We start from the raw sequence: 24,030 nt of genomic DNA, 5'->3' as shown, positions 1-24,030 counted from the left end.
CGAACACCCGGCCCCGCACAGCACCAGTCCCGGACAGCACCGGCCCGGGACACCCACCGGCCCCTGGACAGCGCGGTGCCCGCCGGCCCCGAAGTGGGACGAGCGGGCACCGGTCGTTCTGTCGTGCGTCAGCCCCGGCTGAGCGCCGAACGACCCGCGTAGCGGGCCTCCGAGCCCAGCTCCTCCTCGATGCGGATGAGCTGGTTGTACTTGGCCGTGCGGTCGGAACGGGACAGCGAACCCGTCTTGATCTGACCGCAGTTGATCGCCACCGCGAGGTCGGCGATCGTGGTGTCCTCGGTCTCGCCGGACCGGTGGGACATGACCACGGAGTAGCCCGCCCGGTGCGCGGTCTGCGTCGTCGCCAGCGTCTCGCTGAGCGTGCCGATCTGGTTGACCTTGACCAGGATCGAGTTGGCGATGCCCGCCTCGATGCCCTCGGTCAGCAACTTCACGTTGGTGCAGAACACGTCGTCGCCGACGAGCTGGCAGCGGTCGCCGATGGTGTCGGTGACGAGCTTCCAGCCCTTCATGTCGTCCTGCGCCATGCCGTCCTCGATCGACACGATCGGGAACTTGGCCACGAGCTGGGCCAGGTACTCGACGTGCTCCTCGACGGTGCGCTTGCGGCCCTCGCCGGCGTAGTCGTAGACACCGTCGGCGTAGAACTCGGACGCGGCCGGGTCCAGCAGGATCGCGATGTCGTCACCGGGGGTGTAGCCCGTCTTCTCGATCGCGTCCACGACGAACTGGAGCGCCTCGTCGGCGGAGTTCAGGTTCGGCGCGAAGCCGCCCTCGTCGCCGACGTTCGTGTTGTGCCCGGCGGCGTGCAGCTCCTTGCGGAGCGTGTGGAACACCTCGGAACCGACCCGCACGGCCTCTGCGAAGGTCTTGGCGCCGACCGGCGCGATCATGAACTCCTGGAAGTCGATCGCGTTGTCCGCGTGCGCGCCACCGTTGATGATGTTCATCATCGGCATCGGCAGCAGGTGCGCGTACACGCCACCCACGTAGCGGTACAGCGGCACGTCGTGGTGCGCGGCGGCGGCCTTGGCCACCGCGAGCGACACGCCCAGCGTCGCGTTCGCGCCGAGACGAGCCTTGTTCGGGGTGCCGTCAAGGTCGATCAGCGTGCGGTCCAGGTCCGTCTGGGCCTCGGCGCTCATCCCCAGGATGGTCTTGGAGATCTCGCCGTTGACCGCGTCGACCGCCGCACGCACACCCTTGCCGTGGTACCGGCTCTTGTCGCCGTCCCGCAGCTCGACCGCCTCGTTGGTCCCGGTAGACGCCCCCGAGGGAACCGCCGCCCGACCTCGCGCACCGCCCTCCAGCAGCACGTCGACCTCGACAGTGGGGTTGCCCCGGCTGTCGACGATCTCCCTGCCGACCACTCGGACAATGGCAGTCATCTCACTCCTCGGCTCTGGATAACCACAGGCGGCTGAGGACCACGCCGTTGTGGCTTCCCCGCCGAGCGCGGTTCGATTGTCATCAACATGTTTCCCGCCCGGCTGAATCATGTCACAGCGGCGGTTTCGGCCCTCGGTGACCAAGGGGTGCGCGGATGGCGACCGGTGGCCCGTGGACGCCGTTAACGTGCTGTTAACGGGCGGCGCTCACGGTCCGGCCCACTCCGCGCGGCTGCCGGCCGGGAGCAGGTCGACCACGCCCGTGCGCTCGGGGACCATCGTGTCGGTCGCGATCATCACGAAGTCCCACCGGTCCACCGGCGAGTCCGGCGGGAAGATCGCCCGCAGCCGGTCCCAGCCCAGCGGCTCTCCCCCGTCGACCGCGGCACGGAGCTCGGCCATGTCCGCGGCGCTCACCGAGCCGGTCCGTTCGACGCGCAGCAGCGCCTTGGCGATGTCGAAGTCGTTCTCGGGGTACTCGGCTTCCAGCTTCACGCGCAGCGCCGCGGCCTCCTCGTCCGCGCCCGTGGTGAACCGGTCGCGCACCAGGGCGAACAGCTCACGCCGTTGCGCCCGGTCGAGGAAGATGCCGACCTCGCGGACGATGTCGGCGGGCTCGTCGGCGACGTGCACGAAGTTGATCACCTGGTTGGGTGGCCGCAACACCGAACGCAGGCTGTCCGGGTCACGGCCGGCCGGGTTCGCCGAGCCCTTCATGTCCGCCAGCCGCACCGATCCGGGCACCACGCCGTCGTAGCGGGTGTCGCGCAGGATCAGCAGCATGGTGTCGGTGGCGGCGTGCATCACGGTCGTCAGCGCCAGCCGGTCGACCGTGTAGACGTGCCAGTTGTAGCGCCACAGCTCCCGCATGGAGTGCCGGTTGTGCCGCATGGGTGAGACGCCGACGACCTGGAAGCCGTTGGTGGACAGGAAATCCAGCGTGGCGCCTATCCGGCGGCCGATCAGCCCGTCGCACTTGAAGTTCAACAGCGCCACCTCGCCCATGACGGCGGTGGTGCGGTCCCCGAAGACGCTCACGGCGTCCGCCCAGGCCTCCCTGAAGTACAGGTCCTCGGTGAAGAGCTCGCGCTTGCGGGCCGACCGGGTGAGCCCGACCCACTCCTGGTCACCGGGGTCCAGGTCGATCACCGGGCCGGGGGTCATCGGCCTGTTTCCGTCCGGTCCGACTGGACGAGGTCGGCGTCGAGGTGCGGGATCACCGTGATCTGGTCCTCGCCGCCGACGACGGCGAGAGGACCGCGATCCGGTCTCCCGGTCGGGCCTTCGGAGGATGGACGAGGTCAAGCGCCATGCCGTTGATCGAAACACGTCCTCGGCGAACGCGCATTCGTGCTGGTCAGCGAGCTGCGCGAGGGCCTTGAACGCCACACCGACATTCCACGCCGGGACCTTTCGGTGACAGGCGGCGCTTGCCGGGGCTTGGCGCTACTCTCCGTGCCCGTGACAGGACTTCTCACGGACAAGGTCGCGCTCGTCACCGGGGCCAGTGGGGGCATCGGGCACGGCATCGCGGTGCGGTTCGCGCAGGCCGGGGCGGCGGTGGTCGTGCACGGGCATCGGGGTGACGTGCGGGCGCTCGTCGCGGAGATCACTACGGCGGGTGGTCGGGCGACCGGCTTGCGGGCCGACCTCTCGTCCGTGGACGAGTGCCGTCGGCTGGTGCGCGAGGCGGCGTCTTGGCGTGGGCGGTTGGACGCGGTGGTCAACTGCGTGGGCGTGCAGCCGGTGCAGGAGCTGTCGGACATGACGGACGCGCAGTGGCGTGCGGTGGTGGACGTGAATCTGACCAGCGCGTTCTCCTGCACCCAGGCCGCCGTCGAGGTGCTGCCGGAAGGTGGGTCGGTCACCCACATCGCCTCCATCGAAGGCCTCCAGCCCGCCGCCGGGCACGCGCACTACAGCGCGTCGAAGGCTGCTCTCATCATGTACGCCCGGTCGGCCGCCCTGGAGTACGGGCCGCGGGGCATCCGCGTCAACACCGTGTCGCCCGGTTTGATCGAGCGACCGGGATTGGCCGAAGACTGGCCGGACGGGGTCGAGCGGTGGACCAGGGCCGTGCCGATGGGTCGCCTCGGTCGACCCGAGGACGTCGGTGACGCCTGCGTTTTCCTGGCCTCGCCGATGGCGTCGTGGATCACCGGGAACAACCTGGTCGTGGACGGTGGGATCACCGCCCGACCGACCTGGTGACCGATTCCTCGCGATTCGCGTATTACGACCTCACGGTGACCCGCCAATCCGGCCGATTACGTTCTCGTACAGGTGAAGGGCCGACTTTGTGGGCTATTCCGCCGCCACGTGCGGAGGACACGCTCGCGCCCGGATAGTTGCCGTTGCGAAGGAGGTTAGCCGGCTGTCAGGTGGGTAGGTCGGTAGGCGAGAACACGCCGACATGAGGAGTCAGCCGTGGACGAGAACCAAGTGGGTGCGGTCCGGGAGACCGCCCAGCAGGAGGGCACCGCCATGGCGCAGCACGCCAGGCAGGCCGCAGGAGACGTGGGCGCGACCGCGCGTGCGCAGGCCGGGCAGGTGGCCCACGAGGCGGCGGGCCAGGCCAAGCACGTCGCGCGGGACATGCGGGAACGGGTGGCCAGTGAGGCCGAGGAGCAGGCGCGGCGGGTGTCGCGGCAGATCAACCGGATCGCCGACGAGTTGGGCACGATGGCCGACGACTCGGGTCCGGACTCGCTGACCGCGGGCGCGTTGCGCCAGGTCGCGGACACCAGCCGGCAGGCGGCGCGGTACCTGGACGAGCGGGGCGCGCGCGGGCTGCTGGACTCGGCGCAGGACTTCGCCCGCCGCAAGCCGGGGACGTTCCTGATCGGCGCTGCCGTGGCCGGTTTCATGGTCGCCCGTGCCGCCAAGAGCATGGGCGCCGCGAACGAGCCGCGAACGCAGAGCGGGTACACCGACCAGACGCCGACGACTCCGGTCACCACGCCGACCGCGGTGCCGCCGACGACAGCGACTCCAACGCCTGCGCCTGCGCCTGAATACGGCACGTTGGCGCCGCAGTTCCCGTCGAACCCGACGCCGTCGCCGCGCACGCCGTACCAGCCGGAGGGAGCGCCGTATGTCCAGCGCTGAGACCCGTGTGCCGCACACGCGCATGCCCGAGGCGGGCGCGACCGCGGTGCCACCGACCGGCGAGGAGCCGTCGCTCGGGGAACTCGTCGGTGAGCTGACCGAGGACCTGTCGCGGTTGATGCGCCAGGAACTCGAACTCGCCAAGGCCGAGATCCGGCAGGAGGCCGGCAAGGCGGGCAAGGCGGCGGGGATGCTGGGCGCGGCCGGGTTCGCGGGCTACATGACCGCGGTCCTGCTCAGCCTGGCGCTCGTGTTCGCTTTGGCGTCGTTCATAGGCTTGGGCTGGGCCACGCTGGTGGTGGCGGTCCTGTGGGCCGTCGCCGGGGCCATCTTGTTCTCCGCCGGTCGGTCGCGGCTGCGCAAGGTGTCGCCCAAGCCGGAACGCACCGTCGAAACGTTGAAGGAGGACGCGGAATGGGCACGTCACCCGACGAAATAAGGCACGACATCGACCGGACCCGTGCCGAGCTGGTCGCCGACGCCAACCGGATCGTCGACCACACCAGGCCGCGCAACATCGCCCAGCGCCGGGTGGACCGGGTGCGGCACGGCATGAGCAGTTTGAAGGAGCGAGTCATGGGCACGGTTCCGGAGAGCGCCTCCACGATGCAGCACCGTGCGGCGGGCATGGCGTCCACCGCCGGTGAGCGCACGAGGGACGTCGCGTCCACCATGGGCGACCGCGCCCACGACGCCGCGTCCACGGTCGGAGGGCGTGCGCACGACGCCGCCTCGACCGTCGGTGACAAGGCGCAGCACGCTGCGTCCACGATGAGCGACAAGGCACAGCACGCCGCCCAAGCCGTCCAGACGGCGCCCGAGCAGGCACGCCAACAGGCCCGCGGCAACCCGCTGGCGGCGGGTTTGATCGCGTTCGGCGCAGGTGCGTTGGTGGCGACCCTGATCCCGGCGACCCGAGCCGAGCAGGACGCCGTCCGGGAGCTCGGCGACCGTGCGAGCGGCGCCATCGAGCCGGTGAAGGAAGCCGTCACCGAGTCCGCGCAGAAGCTGAAGGACGAGGCGGGCACCATGGTCGGCGAGGCGACGGGCCAGGTGAAGCAGGTGGCCCAGGACGCCAAGCAGACCACCGTGGACCAGGCGAAGGGTTCGGCCCACGAGGTGACCGACCACGCCCGTGAGTCTGGTCAGCAGGTCAAGCACGAAGCAAGGAACCAGTACTAGCGCGACCCGCCGGGTGACACGTCCCGGCAACCAGCGCCGATCTCCAGACGGAGACCGGCGCTGAGCGCTACCCAGAGCACGTGTCGCGCTAAGCGCTGTTCAGGATCGGTTGGGCCACGGCGAAAGCCCGGTTCGCCGCCGGCACTCCCGCGTAGACCCCCACCTGCAACAGCACTTCCTTGATCTCGTCCGCCGTCAGCCCGTTCCGCAACGCCGCGCGCACGTGCATCGCCAACTCCTGCTCATGCCCGAGCGCCGCCAGCATGGCCAACGTGATGCACGACCGCACCCGTCGGTCCAAACCCGGACGCGCCCACACCTCACCCCACGCGTACCGGGTGATGAAGTCCTGGAAATCCGCCGTGAACGCGTCGGTCCCCGCCACCGCCCGGTCCACGTGCTCATCACCGAGCACTTCCCGCCGCACCCGCATACCCTCGTCGGAGTCGGAGTCGGAGTCGCAGTCGCAGTCGCAGTCGGAGCTCACAGGTGCGCCTCCAGGATCGCCGAGACCTCTTCGTGCGACTCGACGTTCGCCAAGTGCGCCCCCGGAACCACCCGATAAGCAGCACCCGGTATCGCCTCGGCGATGAGGCGCCCGCACTCCATCGGCGTGGCCTGGTCGTCCTCCCCCGAAATCACCACGGTCGGCGCTTCGATCGCGGGCAGCACCGACCTCAAGTCCAGTGCCGCCAACGCGTCACAGCAAGCCGCGTACCCTTCGTCATCCACTTCGGACAGACCGGCCTCGAAGGAGGCCACCACCTCGGGCGACCGCTCACGGAACTCCGGAGTGAACCACCGGCCGACGGCGGCAGGTGCGATCGACCCGGTCCCGGAAGAACGCACGGCCGCAGCCCGGTCCACCCACGGCTGAAAACTGTCGAACGTAGCCGCCGTGCAGCACAACACCAACCGCTCGATGCGCTCCGGCGCGTGCCCGGCCAGCCACATGCCGACCATCCCGCCCATCGACACCCCGCAGTACGACACCCTCGCCAACCCCAGCGCGTCCAACAGCTCCAGCACGTCGTCGGCGAGGTCGTCGATCCGGTACGGACCCGCCGGGGCCGGACTGCCCCCGTGACCGCGGTGGTCGTAGCGCAACACCCGGAAACGCTGGTGCAGCACCGGCAACTGGCGCTCCCACAACGCCGTCGTGGTGCCGAGCGAGTTCCCCAGGACGACCACCGGCGCGTCCGAAGGCCCGCTCAACTCGTAGTACGGCTTCACGGCCGCCCCCTTCCCCGATGCGCCGCGAGGGCGCGGTCCACGAACTCCCCCGCGCTGCCGACGTACCCGGCCGGGTCCAGCGCGTCGTCGATCTCCTGCTCCGACAACCCGATCCGCAGGTCCGCCAGCAACGCGGCGCGCAACGGCTGACCGGACGCCACCGCCGTCCGGCACACCTCCGCCACCAGGTCCTGCGCCTCGGACCGCCCGATACGCCCGGTCAGCCGCACGGCCACGTTCTCGGCCATCAGCAGCCCACCGGTCAGGTCCAGGTTGCGGCGCATCCGCCCGGCATCGACCACGAGCCGGGACAACAGCTCACGCGTCCCGCGCACCGCCCCGCCGACCAGCCGCAGCAACTCGGTCACGGTCTGCCACTCGCTGTGCCACGCCCCCGCCGCGCGCTCGTGCTCCTGAGCCATCGCCGACAGCACCGTGGACACCAGCCCCGGCACCCGGCGCGTGCACGCCGTCACCAGCACCGCACGCACCGGATTGTGTTTGTGCGGCATGGCGGACGACGTGCCACCGTCCGCCTCCGCCACCTCCGCGACCTCGGTCTGCGCCAGCAGCACCACGTCCTGCGCGATCTTGGCCAGCACGCCGGACGCCTCACCCAGCGCGCACGCCAGCTCCGCGACCCTCGTCCGGTTGGTGTGCCACGGGATCAACGGCGCGGCCAGTCCCAGTTCGGCGGCCAACTGACCGGTCAGGTCGCCACCCGAGGGCACCGCGGCCAACGTCCCGGCAGCGCCACCGAACTGCACCGCCAACCGGTGCGTGCGCACCCGCGCCAGCACGGCTTCGGCCTCGTCCACCGCGACCAGCCACCCGGCGCACTTCAGCCCGAACGTGGTCGGCAGCGCGTGCTGCGCCAACGTGCGGCCGGCGATCAACGTGTCCCGGTGCCGCCGGGCGAGCCGTTCGCACTCGGCCGCGACGCCGCGCAGCCCGTCCAGGACCGGCCCGAGCGCCCGGTAGGCGACCAGCGACAACGCCGTGTCCAGCACGTCCTGGCTGGTCGCGCCGTTGTGCACGGCCGCACGCCCCTCGGCGGTGACGTGCGCGCCGATCGCCCGGACCAGCGGCACCACGGGCGTGCCGGACGTGAGCGCGCCCTCGCCGAGGGCCACCGGGTCGTAGTGCCCGACGTCGATGGCCGTGACCACCATCCGGGCGGCCTCCTCGGTCACGATGCCCGCCCTGGCCTGCACGATGGCCAGGGCGCGCTCGAAGTCCAGCATGGCGCGCAGCCACGCCCGGTCGGAGGTCTCGGCCTCGACGTCCGGATCGGTGAACAGCGTGCCCCAGAGCGAGCGGGCGGCGCCGCCGGGCGACCGGCCGCCGTGCTCAGAGGTCGAAGAAGACGGTTTCATGCTCCCCTTGCAGGTGGATGTCGAAGCGGTAGCCGTGCGGAGCGCTCTCGGCGACGAGCGTGGCCCGCCTGGCGGGGTCGATCGAGGTCAGGACCGGGTCCGCGGTGTTGGCCTCCTCGTCGGGGAAGTAGATGCGGGTGACCAGTCGCACCAGCATGCCCCGGCTGAACACGGACACGTTGAGGTGGGGTGCCTCCAGTCCGCCGCCGATCACCGGCAGTGGACCGGGCTTGACGGTCAGCAGCGAATACCCGCCCACGGGGTCGGTGGCACTGCGCCCGAAGCCGCGGAAATCCTTCCAGCGCACCGGTCCGCGCGGGTCGTCGGGGTGGTCGAACCGGCCGTCCTGGTCGGCCTGCCAGGTCTCGATCACCGCGTCCGGCACCGGCACGCCCGCGCCGTCGAACACCGTGCCTTCGATGCGGAACGCGCCGGGCGTGCCTTCGGGAACGACGTACGGTCCGTCCTCCCACACCAGGCCGAACGAGAAGAACGGGCCGACGGTCTGCGACGGCGTCGTCTGAAGAGGCTTCACCTGAAGTTCACTCATCGTCGTCCTCCTCTTCAAGCGGCGTGGGGTTCTTGCCCCGCAGCACGATGTCCCACTGGTAGCCGAGCGCCCACTCGGACACGGTGGTGTCCAGGTCGAACCGGGCCACCATCGCTTCCCGGGCCTTGGGGTCGCGGACCGAGTTGAAGATCGGGTCCTGGGCGAACAGCGGGTCGCCGGGGAAGTACATCTGGGTGATCAACCGCTGGGTGAACGCGGTCCCGAACAGCGAGAAGTGGATGTGCGCGGGCCGCCAGGCGTTGTCGTGGTTGCGCCACGGGTACGCGCCGGGGTGGATGGTGGTGAACGAGTAGCGGCCGTCCGCGTCGGTGATCGTGCGGCCGACGCCGGTGAAGTTCGGGTCGAGCGGCGCGGGGTGGCGGTCGGCGTCGTGCCGGTACCGGCCGGCCGCGTTGGCCTGCCACGCCTCTACCAACGTGCCCGCGACCGGCCGCCCGTCACCGTCCAGCACCCGGCCGGACACGATGATCCGCTGGCCCTGCGGCTCGCCGTCGTGGCCGAGGGTCAGGTCGTTGTCGTTCGGGCCGACGCGTCCCTCGCCGAGCAGCGGGCCGGTGATCTCGCCCAGCCGCTGCGGCAGCAGCACGAACGGCCGGTGCGGCGCGCGGGGCACGTTGGACCGGTATTCGGGGAACCGCACCGGTGGGTGCGACGCGGTGTCTTGCCGATAGGTCGGCACCGGGGTCTCCTGTTCGTCGTGCCGAAGGGATTGTCTAGCGGGTCAGCTCGCGCAGCACGGCGAGTTCACGCTCGGTCGGCGGCTCGGTGCGGCCCAGGTCGTCGGCGAACTTCAGGTCCCACCCGGTCCGCTCACGCACGGTCGCCGGGTCGACACCGGGGTGCAGCCGCGTGAGCACCAGCTCGCAGGTCCGGGGGTCGGGCCGCAGCACGCCCAGGTCGGTGATCACGAGCTGAGGACCCGCACCGGTCAGGCCCAGCTCCTCCCGCTCCCCCGGCCCGGACCCGAAGCCGAACGACGTCACGAAGTCGACCCGTTCGACGAACGCCCGCTTGGTCTGCCGCACCACCACGACGACCTCGCGGCAGGACGCGGCGATCTCCGGCGCGCCACCCGCTCCCGGCAGCCGGACGCCGGGGTTGCGGTAGTCGCCGCCGATGACCGTGGTGTTGATGTTGCCGAACCGGTCGAGCTGGGCCGCGCCGAGGAAGCCGACGTCGATCCGGCCGGGCTGCAACCAGTAGTTGAAGATCTCCGGCACGCCCACCACGCTGACCGCCGTGTCGGCCAGCACGCCGTCGCCGATGGACAGCGGCAACCGGTCCGGTTTCGCGCCGATCGTGCCGGATTCGTACACCAGCACCAGGTTCTCCGCGTGCGTGCGGCGGGCCAGGTTGGCCGCGGTGCTGGGCAGGCCGATGCCGACGAAGCACACCGCGCCGTCACGCAACGCCCGCGCCGCCGCGACGGTCATCATCTCGTCGGACGTGTAACCGCCAGCCGTGTAACCGCTCACGCGACACCCTCCAACCACTGCGCGAACCGGTCCCGATCGCGGCTGATCTCGTCCCACGCCTGGTAGAAGTCGTTGTCCCGCACGGAGTAGTCGTGCGCGTAGGACGGGTGCGCCCCGCCCGGCGCCACGGACACGTAGTCCACCACCCACGACGGCAGCACCACCGCGCCCGGCCGCGGCTCCAGCTCGTCCACGATCTCCTCGACCGTGACCAGCGAACGCGAAGCCGCCAGCACGGCCTCCTTCTGCACGCCGGTGATCCCCCACAGCTGCACGTTGCCGTGCCGGTCGGCCCGCTGCGCGTGCACCACCGCGGCGTCCAGGCGCAACGCGGCGACGGCGGTCAGCACCTCACCCGTGAACGGGCACGTCACCGACGAGATGTTGGCCGTCTGGGCGGGCAGGTCGGTGCCGGTGTAGCCGCGCAGCACCGCGAACGGCAGCCCGGACGCCGCCGCCACGTACCGGTTCGCCATGCCCGCGTGGCTGTGCTCCTCCAGTTCCAGCGGCCTTGGCCAACCGTGCTGGACCGCGTCACGGAACCGGTGCAGCGAGCCGACGCCCGGGTTGCCGCCCCAGGAGAACACCAGCTTCCGTGCGCAGCCGGCCCCGATGAGCTGGTCGTACAGCACGTCCGGGGTCATCCGGACCAGGGTCAGGTCGCGCCTGCCCTGCCGGATCACCTCGTGCCCCGCCGCGAACGGGATCAGGTGCGTGAACCCCTCGAAAGCCACGGTGTCGCCGTCACGCACGACGTGTGCCACGGCGTCCGCGAGGGGTGCGATGGCGGCCATCCGACCTCCCGTTGTGCGCGGTCCGAACCGCCGATCCAGTGCGGCGAACGACGGCGAACGCTATTGAGCGCGCTCGACACGGGTCAACGGGAACTTCCACTCACCGGAAGCCCTGGAACCCCTACCTTCTGAACCGGACGTGCCCGCGGGACGAATTGCCTCATGTCAGCCCGCGCACCCCATGAAGGGATCGAGCATGTCCACACCGCTCACCAGCCGCCGCGCCACCCGGGTGGCCGGCGCGTTGGCCGCGGTCGGCGCCACGGCCCTGGCCACCGGCCTGTTCGGCGTGTCCGGTGCGGGCGCGTCGAGCCACCGCGAGGCGCCGCTGATCGCGGGCGACGCGGCGGTCGACAACACCGACGTCTACGCGTTCGTGAGCCCCGACCACCCGGACACCGTGACGCTGATCGCGACCTTCTCGCCGCGCACGGCGACTGGGTGCAGGTCTCCCGGCTGGGGAACCCAAGGGACGGCGGGACGACCTGGTGGAGATCTTCCTGACCGGCATCACCACGAAGCTCGGCGGACCGATCAAGGCCGACCTGAACTCGCAGGTCGACAACGCGGAAGTGGACGTGCGGAAGTTCGTGCCCTCCGAGCAGTTGCGGCTGAACATATCCGTGGCGCCGGCCGCCGACCCGAACCGGCTCGGCGTGCTGGCCCAGGACAACCTGGGCTTCCCGAACGGCCGCAGGCTGTCGGACGACGTGCTGGACATCGGGTTGCAGGCGCTGGAGGGCGCGGCGGTGAACGGCGTGGTCGAGGCGCCGGCCGCCGGTGACAAGGTCGACGCGAACGAGAACGCGTTCGAGAAGAAGTTCCCGTACGTGGCGCTGCCCAACAACACCGCGGTCAACGCCGGTGGGGCGGAGGTCGCGATCAAGCCGACAGCGGGCGGCGGCGGGATTCCGACCGCGCCCCTGTTGAGCGGACTACTCGCCATCCTGCTGATCGGCGCCGGTGCGTGGGTGTTGCGCCACCGCGCCCAGCAGGACTCCCCGACCGAGTAGTCCGCCCCCCGTTCGGAGGGCACCCCTCCCTCCGAACGGGGGTTTCTCCCTGGAGCCATGGAGCTCTGGAGCCTTGGAGCCTTGGAGGTCGCCATGCTCCGTCTCATCGCCGTCACCTCCGTCGTGGGCGGTGTCGCCCTGCTCGTCACGGCGGTGTCCTCACTGTCCACTTCGGAGGATCAACCGGTCGGCCCGGTGGTGGAGGTCGCGTCGCACCGGACCGTGTCCGCGTTGCAGGACAAGCTGCGCCGGACGCCGGGGCGTGGGCCGCGCTGGGTTCGGCTTACGTCGAGCAGACGCGGATCACCGGTGATGCGTCGTACTACGAGAAGGCACGGGGTGCGCTGGACTCGTCGTTGAAGCACCAGCCTTCCGGGAACGGGTTCGCTTTGGTCGGGTTGGGGGCGTTGGCGAATGCTCGTCATGACTTCGGCGCGGCGCGTGATCATGCATCCCAAGCCCAGGCGTTGCTGCCTGACACGGCGGCGGAGTTCTACAACTACCCGGCCGAGCACTGGGTGCACCTGCGGACCACGAACCCGATCGAGTCGACCGTCGCGACCGTGCGGTTGCGGCGGAAGGTCACCAAGGGCCCCGGATCCCGCGCGGCAGGCCTGGCTATGGCGTTCAAGCTGATCGAGTCCGCCCAGCACCGGTGGCGAGCGGCCAACGCACCCCACCTGGTCGCCCTCGTCCGCGCCGGCGCGACCTTCGAACGCGGCGTCCTGGTCGAGCGACCCGATGAGAAGTCAGGAGGCGATCAGCACGTCGCATGACCACGCCGATCCACACAAGTGCGGCGGATCATGTGCCTCACTCCGGCATGCCTCAGCCTCGGTTGAGTCGGCTTGTAGGGTTGCCGCAGTGGAGCGCTCCGAGATCTTCGACATTGCCCACCTGCGCCATCCGATCGCGGCGCCAGTGGCGCCCCAGCAGCTACGCGAACTGGTCGGCTGGCTGCGCCCAAGCGACGGCGCCCGCGCCGTCGACCTCGGGTGCGGAGAGGGCGAGTGGCTGCAGGCGTTGCTGCTTGCCCACCCCGGGATCACGGGCGTAGGGATAGACCACATGCTCCCGGCCTCTGCCGCCGGGCGTGCCGGCGAGCGGGGGCTGAGCGACCGTGTGCGCTGGATCGAAACGGATGCCGCCACCTGGGCCGACGGGGTCTTCGACGTGGTGCTGTGCGTCGGTGCGAGCCACGCCTTCGGCCGGCTGGAGGACATGCTGGTCGCTGTCCGGCGGCATCTGCGCCCCGGCGGCCAAGCGCTGATCGGCGACAGCATCTGGGAAAGCTCCCCATCGGCCTCTGCGCTGGCGGCGCTCGAGGTTTCTGCCGACGCTTATCCCGACCTCGCCGGCTTCGTGCGAGCCATCCGTGAGCACGGGTTCGAGCCGTCGTACGGGCACGTAAGCACGTTGGCCGAGTGGGACGACTACCAGTTCAGTTGGACCGGGTCGCTCGTCGACTGGGCCGTACGGGAGGCCTCGACGCCGGAGGATCGCGACCAGGCGCTTGCCGTTGCCCGTGAGCATCGCGAGGCCTGGCTGAGCGGCGCGCGACGCGAGCTTGGGTTCGCCACCTTCGTCCTGCACGACGTCGCCGCCGCCGGCGCGCGCGACTGATCGGCGTTCACGTTGCTGCCAAGTTGACTATTCCTCCCTGATCGGCACGGGTGTGGCCTGGTGCCCAGCCCCTCCGCACTGGTCGTCCTGCTGGGCGCGGTAGCCCTGGGCCGGACGTGGTTCGGCGTGCTACTCGTCGTCGGCTACGGCCTGGGCATGGCCGCCACCCTCACCGCCGTAGGCCTCCTGCTGGTCCGCCTACGAGACCGCCTGACCGCCGTAGAACGCTTCCGAGACCGCTTCACCGCCCTACCCACCATCACCGCAGCCTTCGTCCTGGTGGTCGGCGTCGACCTGGCCGTGCGAGCGGGGTCAGGACTGTGAAGGAGCCGCACGACGGGCTGGGTACGCGGGCCACGGGCCGAGCACCGGCAGCGGCGCGGCGGACACGGGCAGCTCATCGGGAACGCGTCCGGCGAGCCAGGCGGCGAGGTCACGGACACCGCCGGTCACCTCCGTACCGCTCCCCCACGTCCGCTGAACATCGGTCGCGCGCACCGAAACGTCGTCGGGCAGACGCGGTTGCAGGATGTCGATGGTGTGGCAGGAGAACTCGACGCTCCACTCGGTGGGGCGGACGCCCAGGTCGAGGTCGATCATGTGGATCCACAACTCGCGCCAGCGCGTGAACACGGCCGGTACCGGGTCGACGACAGCGGGATCGGTCGGCGGCGACCAGTCCTCGACACCCGCCCACGCCCGCTCCAGCCGGTCCGAGTGCTCGGCCGTGGCGGCACGGTGCTCAGCTGCGCGCCGGCACGCCGTGGCCTCGATGATCGCGTCCCGTTCGCCCGGCGCCCACATGTCGACCAGCTCGCCGCGCGACGCGTGTTCCACAACGCGACTGCGAGCCCGAGCGGCGTCCGCGAGGTGGGCCAGCACGTGACCACGCGTCCACCCCGGCAGCAACGACGGTTCCGCGACCTGGGCGTCGGTGAGGTGGGCGATCACCTGGAGCAGACGCCGATGGGCCTGCGCTACGGCGTCGGTGGGTGGCTTCACGCCACCCGATCCTAGCCACGCTCACCGGCGCGGTCCGGGGGCGTGAACTCGGGCTGGTCGAGGAGCCGCAGCCAACTCCCGTCGGGCTGACGCCGGACGACCTGCGCGCGTGCGCCGCTCCCGTCCTTCGGCGGCGTCGCGGTCAGTGCGATGTCACCGCTGATCAACGTCGGCAGTGGTGGTTCCGGCTCGAAGTGCGGGCGGTTGGCCAGCACCTTCTCCCACAGCGCACGGATCGCCTCCCGCCCTTCGGTCCGGCTGCCCGGCGGGTAGGCGAGCACCGCGTCCTCCTCGTACAGCGCCGCCACTCCGGCCGCGTCACCGGCGTTGGATCGTTCGACGAACAGGCGGGTCAGGTCTTCCGGCCGCATGGCCTTCTCGTATTCCGACATGGGTCCAGCCTGGTGGCGGACCGACCAGAAGTCCAACAGATGGATCTCATACAAACTAGAATTGCCAGTCATGGAACTGAGGCAGCTGGAGTACTTCGTCGCGGTCGCCGAGGAGCGGAACTTCACCCGCGCCGCCGAGCGCGTGCACATCAGCCAATCCGGTGTCAGCGCCCAGATCCGTCAGCTGGAGCGTGAACTGGGCGCCGACCTGTTCGACCGGTCGGCCCGCGTCGTCACCCTCACCGTCGCGGGCAAGGCGGCCCTCGAACACGCCCGCGCCGCACTGGCCGCCGCCGACGCGGTCAGCCAGGCGGTCGGCGAGGTGGCCGACCTGATCCGCGGCACGCTCACCGTGGGCATGGTCGTCGGCTGCACCGTCACACCGCTGTTCGACGCCCTCGCCACGTTCCACCGGGCACACCCAGGCGTGGAGATCTCCCTGCTGGAGGACAACTCCGCCCAACTCGTCCACGCGGTGCGCGGTGGAACCGTCGACCTGGCCCTCATCGGGGCCGCGGGCGCCATCCCGGAAGGACTGGACGCGTTGACGATCATCGACGAACGGCTGGTCGCGGCGGTCCCGAACGGCCACCCGTTGGCGAGATCACGGCGGATCACGTTGCGGGACCTGGTTCCCCACCCGATCGTGTGCATGCCGGTCGGCACCGGCCTGCGCACGGTGTTCGACCAGGCGTGCGCGACCCAAGGCCTGCACCCGTCGATCGCGCTCCAAGCCGGCGCCGCGGACGCCATCGCCGACCTCGCCGCCCGCGGCCTGGGCATCGCCATCCTCAGCGACTCGATGGCCGCGCACTACCGCGACCGGCTCGTCGCCCTGACCATCACCGACGTCACGACGCCCGCGTTGCTCGCCCTGATCTGGCGGAACCCCCGCGGCCCCGCGACCCGTGAGCTGGTGGCCCACTGCCGACGGGCCTTCGCGTAGACGATCTCCGGCGTCAGGACTCGGCCTGCAACACCAGCAGGGTCAGGTCGTCGTGCTCGGTCTCGCCGAGCCACTCGAACGCCACTTGCCGGACGTGTTGGGCCACCGCCTCGGCGGGCAGCCCGACGCACTGGGCCAGCGCCGCCTTCAGCCGCACATCCCCGAACAGCTGCTCGCGGTCACCGTGCTTGCGCGCCTCGGTCAACCCGTCGCTGTACAGCAGCAACGTCTCCCCCGGCGCGAGCGTCACCGTCGTCTGGTGGAACCGCACCTCCGCCAGCACGCCGACGATCCCGCCGTGCACCGCCACCTCGTCCACCCGCCCGTCGGAGCGCAGCACGAGCGGCGCGGGGTGACCGCCGGCGGCGAGGGTCAAGCGCAGCCCGCCGGCCTGCACGGGCATCATCGTGCCGACGACCAGGGTGGTGAACAGGCGGCTGCCGGCCGCCCGCAGAGCGGAGTTGAGCAGGTGCAACAGGTGCGCGGGCCGCTGCTCGACCACGAGCAGGGTGTGCAGGCTCTGCCGCACCCGACCGCTGTGCACGGCCGCCTCCAGCCCGTTGCCCGCCACGTCACCGAGCACGAACGCCGCGCTGCCGTCCTCACGCGGGTGGACGTCGTAGAAGTCGCCGCCGATCAGCACCCGCCGGTGCGCGGGCTCGTACACCCTGGCCAGGCGGACACCCGGCACGTCCGGCAGCGTCGCGGGCAGCAGGTTCGTCCTCAGCGCGTCCACGGTCCGCTCCTGCTGGACGAACCGGTCGCTCGCCTCCATCGCCGCCGCGGCCCGTGCGGCGAAACGTTTCAGCAGGTCGACGTTCCAGGTCCCGTCGAAGCACACCAGGGCGCCGCCCTCGGTCAGCGGCACGGCCAGGCCGGTCCCGGACGTGCCCCACGGGCCCTCACCCAGGTCGGTGAGCTCCGCGTGCTCGACCAGCCGGTCCAGCACGTCGGTGAAACCGGCCACGGTGCCGGCGACCTGCCGGGTGGTGCGGGCGACGGCCACGTCACCGGCCGGCGTGCGGCGCCACCACTCCAGGCGTCCACGCACCCCCGGCAGCACCACGACGCTGTGCTTCGCGGGGGCCAACTCGACCACCGCGCGCAACGTGTCGGCACGTTCCGTGAGCGCCGACAACCGCCGCGCGGCCTCGTCCAGGTAGTGGTCCACACCCCGGTACCAGGCGCTCCACCCGCCGCCCAGGTCCTGGTGACGGCCGTGGTCGACGGCCTCCGGCAGCGTCGAGCCCGGCCGTGCCTCCGGGATCAGCACGGCCGCGAGCGGGTTGACCAGCCGGACGACGCCCTCAGGGTCCAGCACGACGACGGCCTCGTGGAAGCCGTCGACCACACGACGCCACGCGTCGAGGTCGAGGCCCGTGTCGGCGCCTTGCCGGTAGCCCTGGGCCATCACGGCTCCTGTGTGTCGGGTCGACCCAACCTATCGGACAAGTTGACTCCAACAGTGGCAGGCTTGGCCCAGTTCCGCTGACATCGGAGGCTCGTGTGACGACCGCCCAGGACGACACGGACGTGACCCTGGCCCGACTTCTGACCGCCATGCGCGAGATGAAGGACGGCAACTTCCGCCGGCGTCTCGTCGTGCCCAAGGACGGGGTGACAGCCGAGATCGCCGAGGTCTTCAACGAGATCGCGGAGCGCAACCAGTGGCTGGTCGGCGAGTTGGTGCGGGTGCGCCAGTCGGTCGGCCAGGAGGGCAGGCTCGGCGAGCGGCTGACCCCGAGCCCCGCCACCGGTGGCTGGGCGACCGCCGCGGACTCGGTGAACGGCCTGATCGACGACCTGACCCGGCCGACCGCCGAGCTGAGCCGCGTGCTCGCCGCGGTCGCCGAGGGCGACCTGTCGCAGGAGATGGTGGTCGACGCGCGCGGTGACGTGGCCGCGTTGGTCGAGAGCTTCAACTCGATGACGGCGACGCTGCGGACGTTCGCGGGCGAGGTCACCCGGGTGGCGCGGGAGATCGGCACGGACGGCCGGCTGGGCGGGGTGGCGGTCGTGCCGGGGGTGGCGGGCACCTGGAAGGACCTGACCGACTCGGTCAACTTCATGTCCGACAACCTGACCAAGCAGGTCCGTGACATCGCGCAGGTGGCGACCGCCGTGGCGCAGGGCGACCTGTCCCAGCAGATCACCGTCACGGTGGCGGGCGAGATGCTGGAGCTGAAGGACACCGTCAACACGATGGTCGACCAGCTCTCCTCGTTCGCCGACGAGGTCACCCGTGTCGCGCGTGAGGTCGGCACGGATGGACGGCTGGGCGGTCAGGCCCAAGTGCCCGGCGTCGCCGGAACCTGGCGCGACCTCACCGACAACGTCAACTTCATGGCGAACAACCTGACGTCGCAGGTCCGCAACATCGCGCAGGTCGCGACCGCCGTGGCGCAGGGCGACCTGTCGCAGAAGATCACCGTGGACGCGCGCGGCGAGATCCTCGAACTCAAGTCGACCATCAACACGATGGTCGACCAGCTGTCGTCCTTCGCCGACGAAGTCACACGAGTCGCGCGCGAGGTCGGCACCGATGGACGGCTGGGAGGCCAAGCCCAAGTGCCCGGCGTCGCCGGAACCTGGCGCGACCTCACCGACTCCGTCAACTTCATGGCCGGAAACCTCACCTCCCAGGTCCGCAACATCGCCCAGGTCACCACGGCGGTCGCGCAGGGCGACCTATCGCAGAAGATCGACGTGGACGCGCGGGGCGAGATCCTCCAGCTCAAGACCACGATCAACACGATGGTCGACCAGTTGTCGTCGTTCGCGGCCGAGGTCACGCGCGTCGCCCGGGAAGTCGGCAGCGATGGACGGCTGGGAGGCCAAGCCCAGGTGCCCGGAGTCGCCGGAACCTGGCGCGACCTCACCGACTCCGTCAACTTCATGGCCGGCAACCTCACCTCCCAGGTCCGCAACATCGCGCAGGTCGCGACGGCGGTGGCGCGGGGCGACCTGTCGCAGAAGATCACGGTCAACGCGCGCGGCGAGATCCAGGAGTTGAAGGACACCATCAACACGATGGTCGACCAGCTCTCCTCGTTCGCCGACGAAGTCACACGGGTCGCCCGAGAAGTCGGCACCGACGGACGCCTCGGCGGCCAAGCACAAGTGCCCGGCGTCGCCGGAACCTGGCGCGACCTCACCGACTCCGTCAACTTCATGGCGAACAACCTCACCGCGCAGGTCCGGTCGATCGCCCAGGTCACCACGGCCGTCGCGGGCGGCGACCTGTCCCAGAAGATCACCGTGGACGCGCGCGGCGAGATCCTCGAACTCAAGTCGACCATCAACACCATGGTCGACCAGCTCTCCTCCTTCGCCGACGAAGTCACACGGGTCGCCCGAGAAGTCGGCACCGACGGACGACTCGGCGGCCAAGCGCGGGTGCCGGGGGTCGCGGGCACCTGGAAGGACCTGACCGACAACGTCAACGTCATGGCCGACAACCTGTCCACCCAGGTCCGGTCGATCGCGGCGGTGGCAACGGCGGTGGCGGGCGGCGACCTGTCCAAGAAGATCGCGGTCGAGGCCAAGGGCGAGGTGGCCGCGCTGGCGGACACCATCAACGGCATGGTGGACACGCTGCGCGCGTTCGCCGACGAGGTCACCCGGGTGTCCCGCGAGGTCGGCACCGAAGGCATCCTCGGTGGTCAGGCGCGGGTGCCGAACGTGGCCGGCACCTGGAAGGACCTCACCGAGAACGTCAACTTCATGGCGAACAACCTGACCTCCCAGGTCCGCAACATCGCCCAGGTCACCACGGCCGTCGCGCTCGGCGACCTGTCCAAGAAGATCGACGTGGACGCGCGCGGCGAGATCCTGGAGCTGAAGACCACCATCAACACGATGGTCGACCAGCTGTCGTCGTTCGCCCAGGAGGTCACGCGCGTCGCCCGCGAGGTCGGCACCGAGGGCAAGCTGGGCGGCCAGGCCGAGGTGGAGGGCGTCTCCGGCACCTGGAAGCGGCTGACCGAGAACGTGAACGAGCTGGCCGGGAACCTGACCCGGCAGGTGCGCGCGATCGCCGTGGTGGCCACCGCCGTGACGGCGGGCGACCTGACCCGGCAGATCACCGTGGACGCGTCCGGCGAGGTCGCGGACCTCAAGGACAACATCAACCGGATGATCGGCAACCTGCGCGCGTCCACCCGGGCCAACCAGGAACAGGACTGGCTGAAGACGAACCTGGCCCGGCTGTCCGGCCAGATGCAGGGCCACCGGGATCTCAACGCCATGGCGTCACTGGTGATCAGCGAGCTGACGCCGCTGGTGTCGGCGCAGCACGGCGCGTTCTTCCTGGTTGACCCGGAGTCGCACGCCCTGGACCTCACCGCGGCCTACGGCTACACGCCGCGAGGGAAGCGGCCCAAGCGGTTCATGCGCGGCGAGTCGTTGATCGGGCAGGTCGCGGTGGAGAAGAAGACCGTGCTGGTGACCGACGTGCCGCCGGGGTACCTGGAGATCGGCTCCGGGCTCGGTTCCGCGCCGCCCGCCAACCTGGTGATCCTGCCGATCGTGTTCCAGGGCGAGACGCTGGGCGTGATCGAGCTGGGGTCGTTCGGCGAGTTCACCGAGGTGCACCTGGACCTGTTGGACCAGCTGAAGGAGAACATCGGCGTCAACCTGAACACCATGCTGGCCAACGCCCGGACGGACACGCTGCTGGTGGAGTCGCAGCGGCTGACCGAGGAGCTGCGGGCCGGTTCGGTGGAGCTGGAGGCGCGGGCGCGGCAGCTGTCGTCGGCGTCGAAGTACAAGTCGGAGTTCATGGCGAACATGTCGCACGAGCTGCGGACGCCGTTGAACAGCCTGCTGATCCTGGCGAAGCTGTTGGCGGACAACCTGGACGGCAACCTGAACCCGAAGCAGGTGGAGTTCGCCCGGACCATCCACTCGTCCGGCACGGACCTGTTGCAGCTGATCGACGACATCCTCGACCTGACCAAGGTCGAGGCCGGGCACATGCAGGTGCAGACGGACCCGGTGCGGGTGTCGGACGTGGTCGGGTACGTCGAGGCGATGACGTCGCCGTTGGCGGCGGAGAAGGGGCTGGCGTTCGAGGTCGTGGTGGAGCCGGACGTGCCGTCGACCCTGCACACCGACGAGCACCGGTTGCAGCAGATCCTGCGGAACCTGCTGTCCAACGCGGTGAAGTTCACCCACGACGGGGAGATCAAGCTGCGGATGCGGCTGGTCGAGGGCTCGGTGGCGTTCGACGTGCAGGACACCGGTATCGGCATCCCGTCGGACAAGCTGTCGGTGATCTTCGAGGCGTTCCAGCAGGCGGACGGCACCACGTCGCGCAAGTACGGCGGGACGGGGCTGGGGCTGTCGATCAGCCGGGAGCTGGCGGCGTTGCTGGACGGGCGGCTGGACGTGCGGTCGGAGCCGGGCGTCGGGTCGACGTTCACGCTGTACCTGCCGTTGGGCGACCAGGGCCTCGTGCCGCCGGCGCCGGTGGAGCAGGAGGCGTTGCCGGAGCTGCTGACGCCCGCCGACTCCGCGCCGCAGTCGCTGGTGGCGCCGTCCGAGCTGCCGCCCGCGCCCATGCGGTTCCACGGCGAGAAGGTGCTGATCGTCGACGACGACCTGCGGAACGTGTTCGCGTTGACGAGCGTGCTGGAGCTGCACGGGTTGCAGGTGATCTACGCGGACAACGGGATCACCGGCGTGCGGGCGTTGGAGCAGTACGACGACGTGACGCTGGTGCTGATGGACATCATGATGCCGGAGCTGGACGGCAACGCCACGATGGCGGCGATCCGCGCCATGTCCCGTTACGCCGACCTGCCCGTGATCGCGGTGACCGCGAAGGCGATGAAGGGCGACCGCGAGAAGTCCCTCGCCTCCGGCGCCACGGACTACGTCACCAAGCCGGTCGACACCGAACACCTGCTCCGCCTGATCGCCTTCTACCTGGGCGTAGAACAAGACTAACCCGCGTGAGTCCTACGTTCAGAACGCGTGAGTCCTACGTTCAGAACGCCTGAATTCAACGCTCAGGAGCCCCGGCGCGGGCGCGAGCGTTCAACTCGGGTGTTCTGAGCGTTGAACTCGGGGGTCCTGAACGTAGGACTCACGGGTCGTGAACGTAGGACTCACGCGGGGTTGGTGGGGCGGGCTGGCGTGACGGGGTCACGACGGTGGGTCACGACGTGGGTGTCGTGGCCGACTCGACGGTTTCGTGGATGTGCATGACCTCGGTCAACTCGGTCAGCCGGAACAGCTTGTGCACCGCCGGTTGCATGGACGCCATTCTGAACTCGCCGCCCGCGCCGTCCAGACGCCGGTGCCAGTCGAGCATCAGGGACAGACCGGTGGTGTCCATGAACGGCACGCCGCTCAGATCCACCACCAGCCGGGCGCCCACGCTCTCTTCGAGGCGGTCGGACAGCACGGGGACGGTGTCCGCGTCGAGTTCTCCCGACACCGCGACGACCGTCCAGTCGCCCCGCACCTCACTGCGCACCTGCAACTCCATGGTGCCCGAGCCTAGCTACCCGATGCGTCTCATGCCGCCACCCCTCACCGCCACGCCGCCACCGGACGCGCCACAACCCGCCACAACCGCACATCCGACCCGCAGTCGCGCCGGTCACCGCGTCGCCGCCCGTCGCCGCCCGTCGCCGCCACACCGCCGGTGAGCGCGACCACTCGGTACCGCGAACGGAGGATGTGCGACGATGCGGTAACGGCCGATCAACGGGGAGCGGATGTGCGCAACGAGCCAGCAGCGCCGGTGGCCGTGACGCTGCCCGCCTCGGCGGGCTCATCGGCGCGTGCCAGGCGGGTGGTTGGCGAAGCGGCGTCAGCCTGGGGTTTGTCGGCGGACGTCGCGGACGACGCCGCCCTGGTGGTGACCGAACTCGTGTCCAACGCGGTGGACCACGCGGCGGGTCCGGTGGGGCTGACCGTGACCCGGACCGAGTCCGGCGTGCGGATCGAGGTGGCCGACCGCTCGTCCGCGCTGCCCGAGCCGAGACCCGTGCGGGTCGACTCCGCCCGTGGCCGAGGGCTGATCATCGTGGCCGCGTTGAGCCGCTCGTGGGGCTCCGAGCCGACGTCCGACGGCAAGGTCGTCTGGGCCGAGCTCGCCGCCTGAGCCGACCGGACCCGACCGGCTGACCCACCTTCACTCGCACGCGGCGTTCAGGGCCCGGAAAACGTGGTATCCCCTGGTCACCGACTAGTGAGGAGGTCACGTGTCCACGACCGAAACCGGTCAGGTGACCGGCACCCAGGACAAGGACTACAACATCATCTGGTTCGTAGAAGCGTGCTTGAGCAACGCACTACGCCTGGAGACCTACATCGGCGACGCCGAGCGCGCGGGCGACCGCGAGCTGGCCGAGTTCTTCCGCCGCGCCCAGGGTGAGAGCCGCAAGGGCGCCGAGCAGGGCAAGCAGCTGCTCGCGTCGCGCATCACCGGGACGTCGTAGGTCGCCGCCCACTGCACGGGAGTGCCCGCGACACGGGAAGGGCCGCCCTCAGCCGAGGGCGGCCCTTGATCGTGCCGTCGTGCCGTCGTGCCGTGCGTTTCGTACTTGTCGTGCTGCGTTTCGTACGTGTCGTGCCGAGGCGTTACCGCTGCTGGTCGGGGTCGACGTACTGACCCCCACCGAGGGGCTCGTCCTGACCGAGAGACTGGTCCTGGTCCTGTTCGCGGAACCGGCCCAGGCCCTCCTTCGCCTTGTCCGTGCCCTGCTGGATGCGGTCGGAGTGCTGGCCACCGGTCCGCTCGTCGGCGAACTGCCCGGCGCGGTCGACGCCTTCGTCGACCTTGTCGCCGTGCTGCCCGAGGGCGTCCTTGGCCTTGCTCTTCATGTCGTCGAACTTGTCGCCGATACCCACTGCGCTCGACCTCCTCCAAGGGTGTCCCTCGTGGACACTCTGT

At 70.3% G+C, this 24,030-nt stretch carries 27 protein-coding genes and 1 pseudogene; 13 read left to right on the top strand and 15 right to left on the bottom strand.

Translation table 11 applies throughout. The annotated features are described in order from the left end of the window. Positions 1–128: 128 nt before the first annotated feature. Complete coding sequence (gene eno, locus F4560_RS07105; RefSeq protein ID WP_184917815.1) at positions 129–1,409, bottom strand: phosphopyruvate hydratase; 1,281 nt, start codon at positions 1,407–1,409, stop codon at positions 129–131. A gap of 207 nt (positions 1,410–1,616) precedes the next feature. Then, positions 1,617–2,573 carry a nucleoside-diphosphate kinase gene (locus F4560_RS07100; RefSeq protein ID WP_184917812.1) on the bottom strand — a complete coding sequence of 319 codons (957 nt, stop codon included), beginning with the start codon at positions 2,571–2,573 and terminating at the stop codon, positions 1,617–1,619. A 297-nt stretch (positions 2,574–2,870) separates the two neighbouring features. Here F4560_RS07100 and F4560_RS07095 point away from each other — a divergent pair, with 297 nt between their 5' ends. The 4 genes from F4560_RS07095 (at position 2,871) to F4560_RS07080 (ending at position 5,699) form a co-directional block, all read left to right on the top strand. Then, positions 2,871–3,620 carry an SDR family NAD(P)-dependent oxidoreductase gene (locus F4560_RS07095; RefSeq protein ID WP_312868693.1) on the top strand — a complete coding sequence of 250 codons (750 nt, stop codon included), beginning with the start codon at positions 2,871–2,873 and terminating at the stop codon, positions 3,618–3,620. 216 nt (positions 3,621–3,836) lie between these two features. After that, positions 3,837–4,517: a hypothetical protein gene (locus tag F4560_RS07090; protein ID WP_184917806.1), complete on the top strand. Its 681-nt coding sequence runs from the start codon at positions 3,837–3,839 to the stop codon at positions 4,515–4,517. After that, a complete protein-coding gene (locus tag F4560_RS07085) occupies positions 4,504–4,956 on the top strand; it encodes a phage holin family protein (protein ID WP_246477749.1) in 453 nt (150 codons plus the stop codon). Before F4560_RS07090 ends, F4560_RS07085 begins: the two co-directional genes overlap by 14 nt. Next, entirely contained in the window at positions 4,932–5,699 is a 768-nt protein-coding gene (locus tag F4560_RS07080) for a DUF3618 domain-containing protein (RefSeq protein ID WP_184917803.1), read from the top strand. Before F4560_RS07085 ends, F4560_RS07080 begins: the two co-directional genes overlap by 25 nt. Positions 5,700–5,787: 88 nt before the next feature. Here the strand turns inward: F4560_RS07080 and pcaC are convergent, their stop codons facing one another. The 8 genes from pcaC to F4560_RS43425 form a co-directional block, all read right to left on the bottom strand. Then, entirely contained in the window at positions 5,788–6,132 is a 345-nt protein-coding gene (gene pcaC, locus F4560_RS07075) for a 4-carboxymuconolactone decarboxylase (protein ID WP_184928952.1), read from the bottom strand. Between the two features lie 50 nt (positions 6,133–6,182). Next, on the bottom strand, positions 6,183–6,932 hold the full coding sequence (gene pcaD, locus F4560_RS07070; RefSeq protein ID WP_184917800.1) for a 3-oxoadipate enol-lactonase: 750 nt from the start codon (positions 6,930–6,932) through the stop codon (positions 6,183–6,185). Next, positions 6,929–8,308 carry a 3-carboxy-cis,cis-muconate cycloisomerase gene (gene pcaB / locus F4560_RS07065; RefSeq protein ID WP_184917797.1) on the bottom strand — a complete coding sequence of 460 codons (1,380 nt, stop codon included), beginning with the start codon at positions 8,306–8,308 and terminating at the stop codon, positions 6,929–6,931. The genes pcaD and pcaB overlap by 4 nt, the downstream gene beginning before the upstream one ends. Continuing rightward, complete coding sequence (gene pcaG / locus F4560_RS07060; protein WP_184917794.1) at positions 8,283–8,858, bottom strand: protocatechuate 3,4-dioxygenase subunit alpha; 576 nt, start codon at positions 8,856–8,858, stop codon at positions 8,283–8,285. The genes pcaB and pcaG overlap by 26 nt, the downstream gene beginning before the upstream one ends. Continuing rightward, positions 8,851–9,558, bottom strand: a complete 708-nt coding sequence (gene pcaH / locus F4560_RS07055; protein WP_184917791.1) for a protocatechuate 3,4-dioxygenase subunit beta — start codon at positions 9,556–9,558, stop codon at positions 8,851–8,853. The genes pcaG and pcaH overlap by 8 nt, the downstream gene beginning before the upstream one ends. A gap of 34 nt (positions 9,559–9,592) precedes the next feature. After that, complete coding sequence (locus tag F4560_RS07050) at positions 9,593–10,315, bottom strand: CoA-transferase subunit beta (protein WP_184928951.1); 723 nt, start codon at positions 10,313–10,315, stop codon at positions 9,593–9,595. A gap of 35 nt (positions 10,316–10,350) precedes the next feature. After that, a complete protein-coding gene (locus F4560_RS07045; RefSeq protein WP_184917788.1) occupies positions 10,351–11,148 on the bottom strand; it encodes a CoA transferase subunit A in 798 nt (265 codons plus the stop codon). A gap of 165 nt (positions 11,149–11,313) precedes the next feature. Beyond that, positions 11,314–11,508, bottom strand: coding sequence for a hypothetical protein (locus F4560_RS43425; RefSeq protein WP_221485435.1), 195 nt, complete (start codon positions 11,506–11,508; stop codon positions 11,314–11,316). A 77-nt stretch (positions 11,509–11,585) separates the two neighbouring features. Between F4560_RS43425 and F4560_RS07035 the strand changes: the two genes are divergently transcribed. From F4560_RS07035 to F4560_RS07015, 5 genes and pseudogenes are all read left to right on the top strand, one after another. Next, positions 11,586–12,161 (top strand): DUF4331 family protein, encoded by a 576-nt coding sequence (locus F4560_RS07035; protein ID WP_184928950.1) that lies wholly within the window; start codon positions 11,586–11,588, stop codon positions 12,159–12,161. Between the two features lie 93 nt (positions 12,162–12,254). Further along, positions 12,255–12,521, top strand: coding sequence for a hypothetical protein (locus F4560_RS07030; RefSeq protein WP_184917786.1), 267 nt, complete (start codon positions 12,255–12,257; stop codon positions 12,519–12,521). Between the two features lie 122 nt (positions 12,522–12,643). Then, positions 12,644–12,937, top strand: a pseudogene (locus F4560_RS07025) (IS256-like element IS6120 family transposase); the annotation flags it as partial. Between the two features lie 88 nt (positions 12,938–13,025). Further along, on the top strand, positions 13,026–13,784 hold the full coding sequence (locus tag F4560_RS07020) for an SAM-dependent methyltransferase (RefSeq protein WP_184917782.1): 759 nt from the start codon (positions 13,026–13,028) through the stop codon (positions 13,782–13,784). Positions 13,785–13,844: 60 nt separating this feature from the next. Beyond that, positions 13,845–14,108, top strand: coding sequence for a sulfite exporter TauE/SafE family protein (locus F4560_RS07015; protein WP_184917779.1), 264 nt, complete (start codon positions 13,845–13,847; stop codon positions 14,106–14,108). On the opposite strand, the gene F4560_RS07010 is transcribed toward F4560_RS07015, so the two are convergent. Beyond that, positions 14,097–14,786 carry a maleylpyruvate isomerase family mycothiol-dependent enzyme gene (locus F4560_RS07010; RefSeq protein ID WP_184917776.1) on the bottom strand — a complete coding sequence of 230 codons (690 nt, stop codon included), beginning with the start codon at positions 14,784–14,786 and terminating at the stop codon, positions 14,097–14,099. The genes F4560_RS07015 and F4560_RS07010 overlap by 12 nt on opposite strands. 11 nt (positions 14,787–14,797) lie before the next feature. Beyond that, positions 14,798–15,178 (bottom strand): YybH family protein, encoded by a 381-nt coding sequence (locus F4560_RS07005; protein ID WP_184917773.1) that lies wholly within the window; start codon positions 15,176–15,178, stop codon positions 14,798–14,800. Positions 15,179–15,248: 70 nt separating this feature from the next. Here F4560_RS07005 and F4560_RS07000 point away from each other — a divergent pair, with 70 nt between their 5' ends. Then, complete coding sequence (locus tag F4560_RS07000) at positions 15,249–16,124, top strand: LysR family transcriptional regulator (RefSeq protein WP_184917770.1); 876 nt, start codon at positions 15,249–15,251, stop codon at positions 16,122–16,124. Between the two features lie 13 nt (positions 16,125–16,137). Here the strand turns inward: F4560_RS07000 and F4560_RS06995 are convergent, their stop codons facing one another. Beyond that, entirely contained in the window at positions 16,138–17,535 is a 1,398-nt protein-coding gene (locus F4560_RS06995; RefSeq protein ID WP_184917767.1) for a PP2C family protein-serine/threonine phosphatase, read from the bottom strand. A 95-nt stretch (positions 17,536–17,630) separates the two neighbouring features. Between F4560_RS06995 and F4560_RS06990 the strand changes: the two genes are divergently transcribed. Continuing rightward, positions 17,631–22,073: a hybrid sensor histidine kinase/response regulator gene (locus F4560_RS06990; RefSeq protein WP_376775277.1), complete on the top strand. Its 4,443-nt coding sequence runs from the start codon at positions 17,631–17,633 to the stop codon at positions 22,071–22,073. A 211-nt stretch (positions 22,074–22,284) separates the two neighbouring features. Here the strand turns inward: F4560_RS06990 and F4560_RS06985 are convergent, their stop codons facing one another. Beyond that, entirely contained in the window at positions 22,285–22,617 is a 333-nt protein-coding gene (locus F4560_RS06985) for an STAS domain-containing protein (protein WP_184917764.1), read from the bottom strand. A gap of 234 nt (positions 22,618–22,851) precedes the next feature. Here F4560_RS06985 and F4560_RS06980 point away from each other — a divergent pair, with 234 nt between their 5' ends. Both F4560_RS06980 and F4560_RS06975 read left to right on the top strand, forming a co-directional pair. Next, entirely contained in the window at positions 22,852–23,238 is a 387-nt protein-coding gene (locus tag F4560_RS06980; RefSeq protein WP_184917761.1) for an ATP-binding protein, read from the top strand. Positions 23,239–23,338: 100 nt separating this feature from the next. Then, positions 23,339–23,575, top strand: a complete 237-nt coding sequence (locus F4560_RS06975; protein ID WP_184917758.1) for a hypothetical protein — start codon at positions 23,339–23,341, stop codon at positions 23,573–23,575. 142 nt (positions 23,576–23,717) lie between these two features. Here the strand turns inward: F4560_RS06975 and F4560_RS06970 are convergent, their stop codons facing one another. Then, positions 23,718–23,987, bottom strand: a complete 270-nt coding sequence (locus F4560_RS06970) for an antitoxin (protein WP_184917755.1) — start codon at positions 23,985–23,987, stop codon at positions 23,718–23,720. Positions 23,988–24,030: the final 43 nt, after the last annotated feature.

Source organism: Saccharothrix ecbatanensis (assembly GCF_014205015.1).
Classification (GTDB): domain Bacteria; phylum Actinomycetota; class Actinomycetes; order Mycobacteriales; family Pseudonocardiaceae; genus Actinosynnema; species Actinosynnema ecbatanense.
Note: the sequence above shows the minus strand (reverse complement) of the source record. Positions and strands in the feature narration are given on the sequence as shown.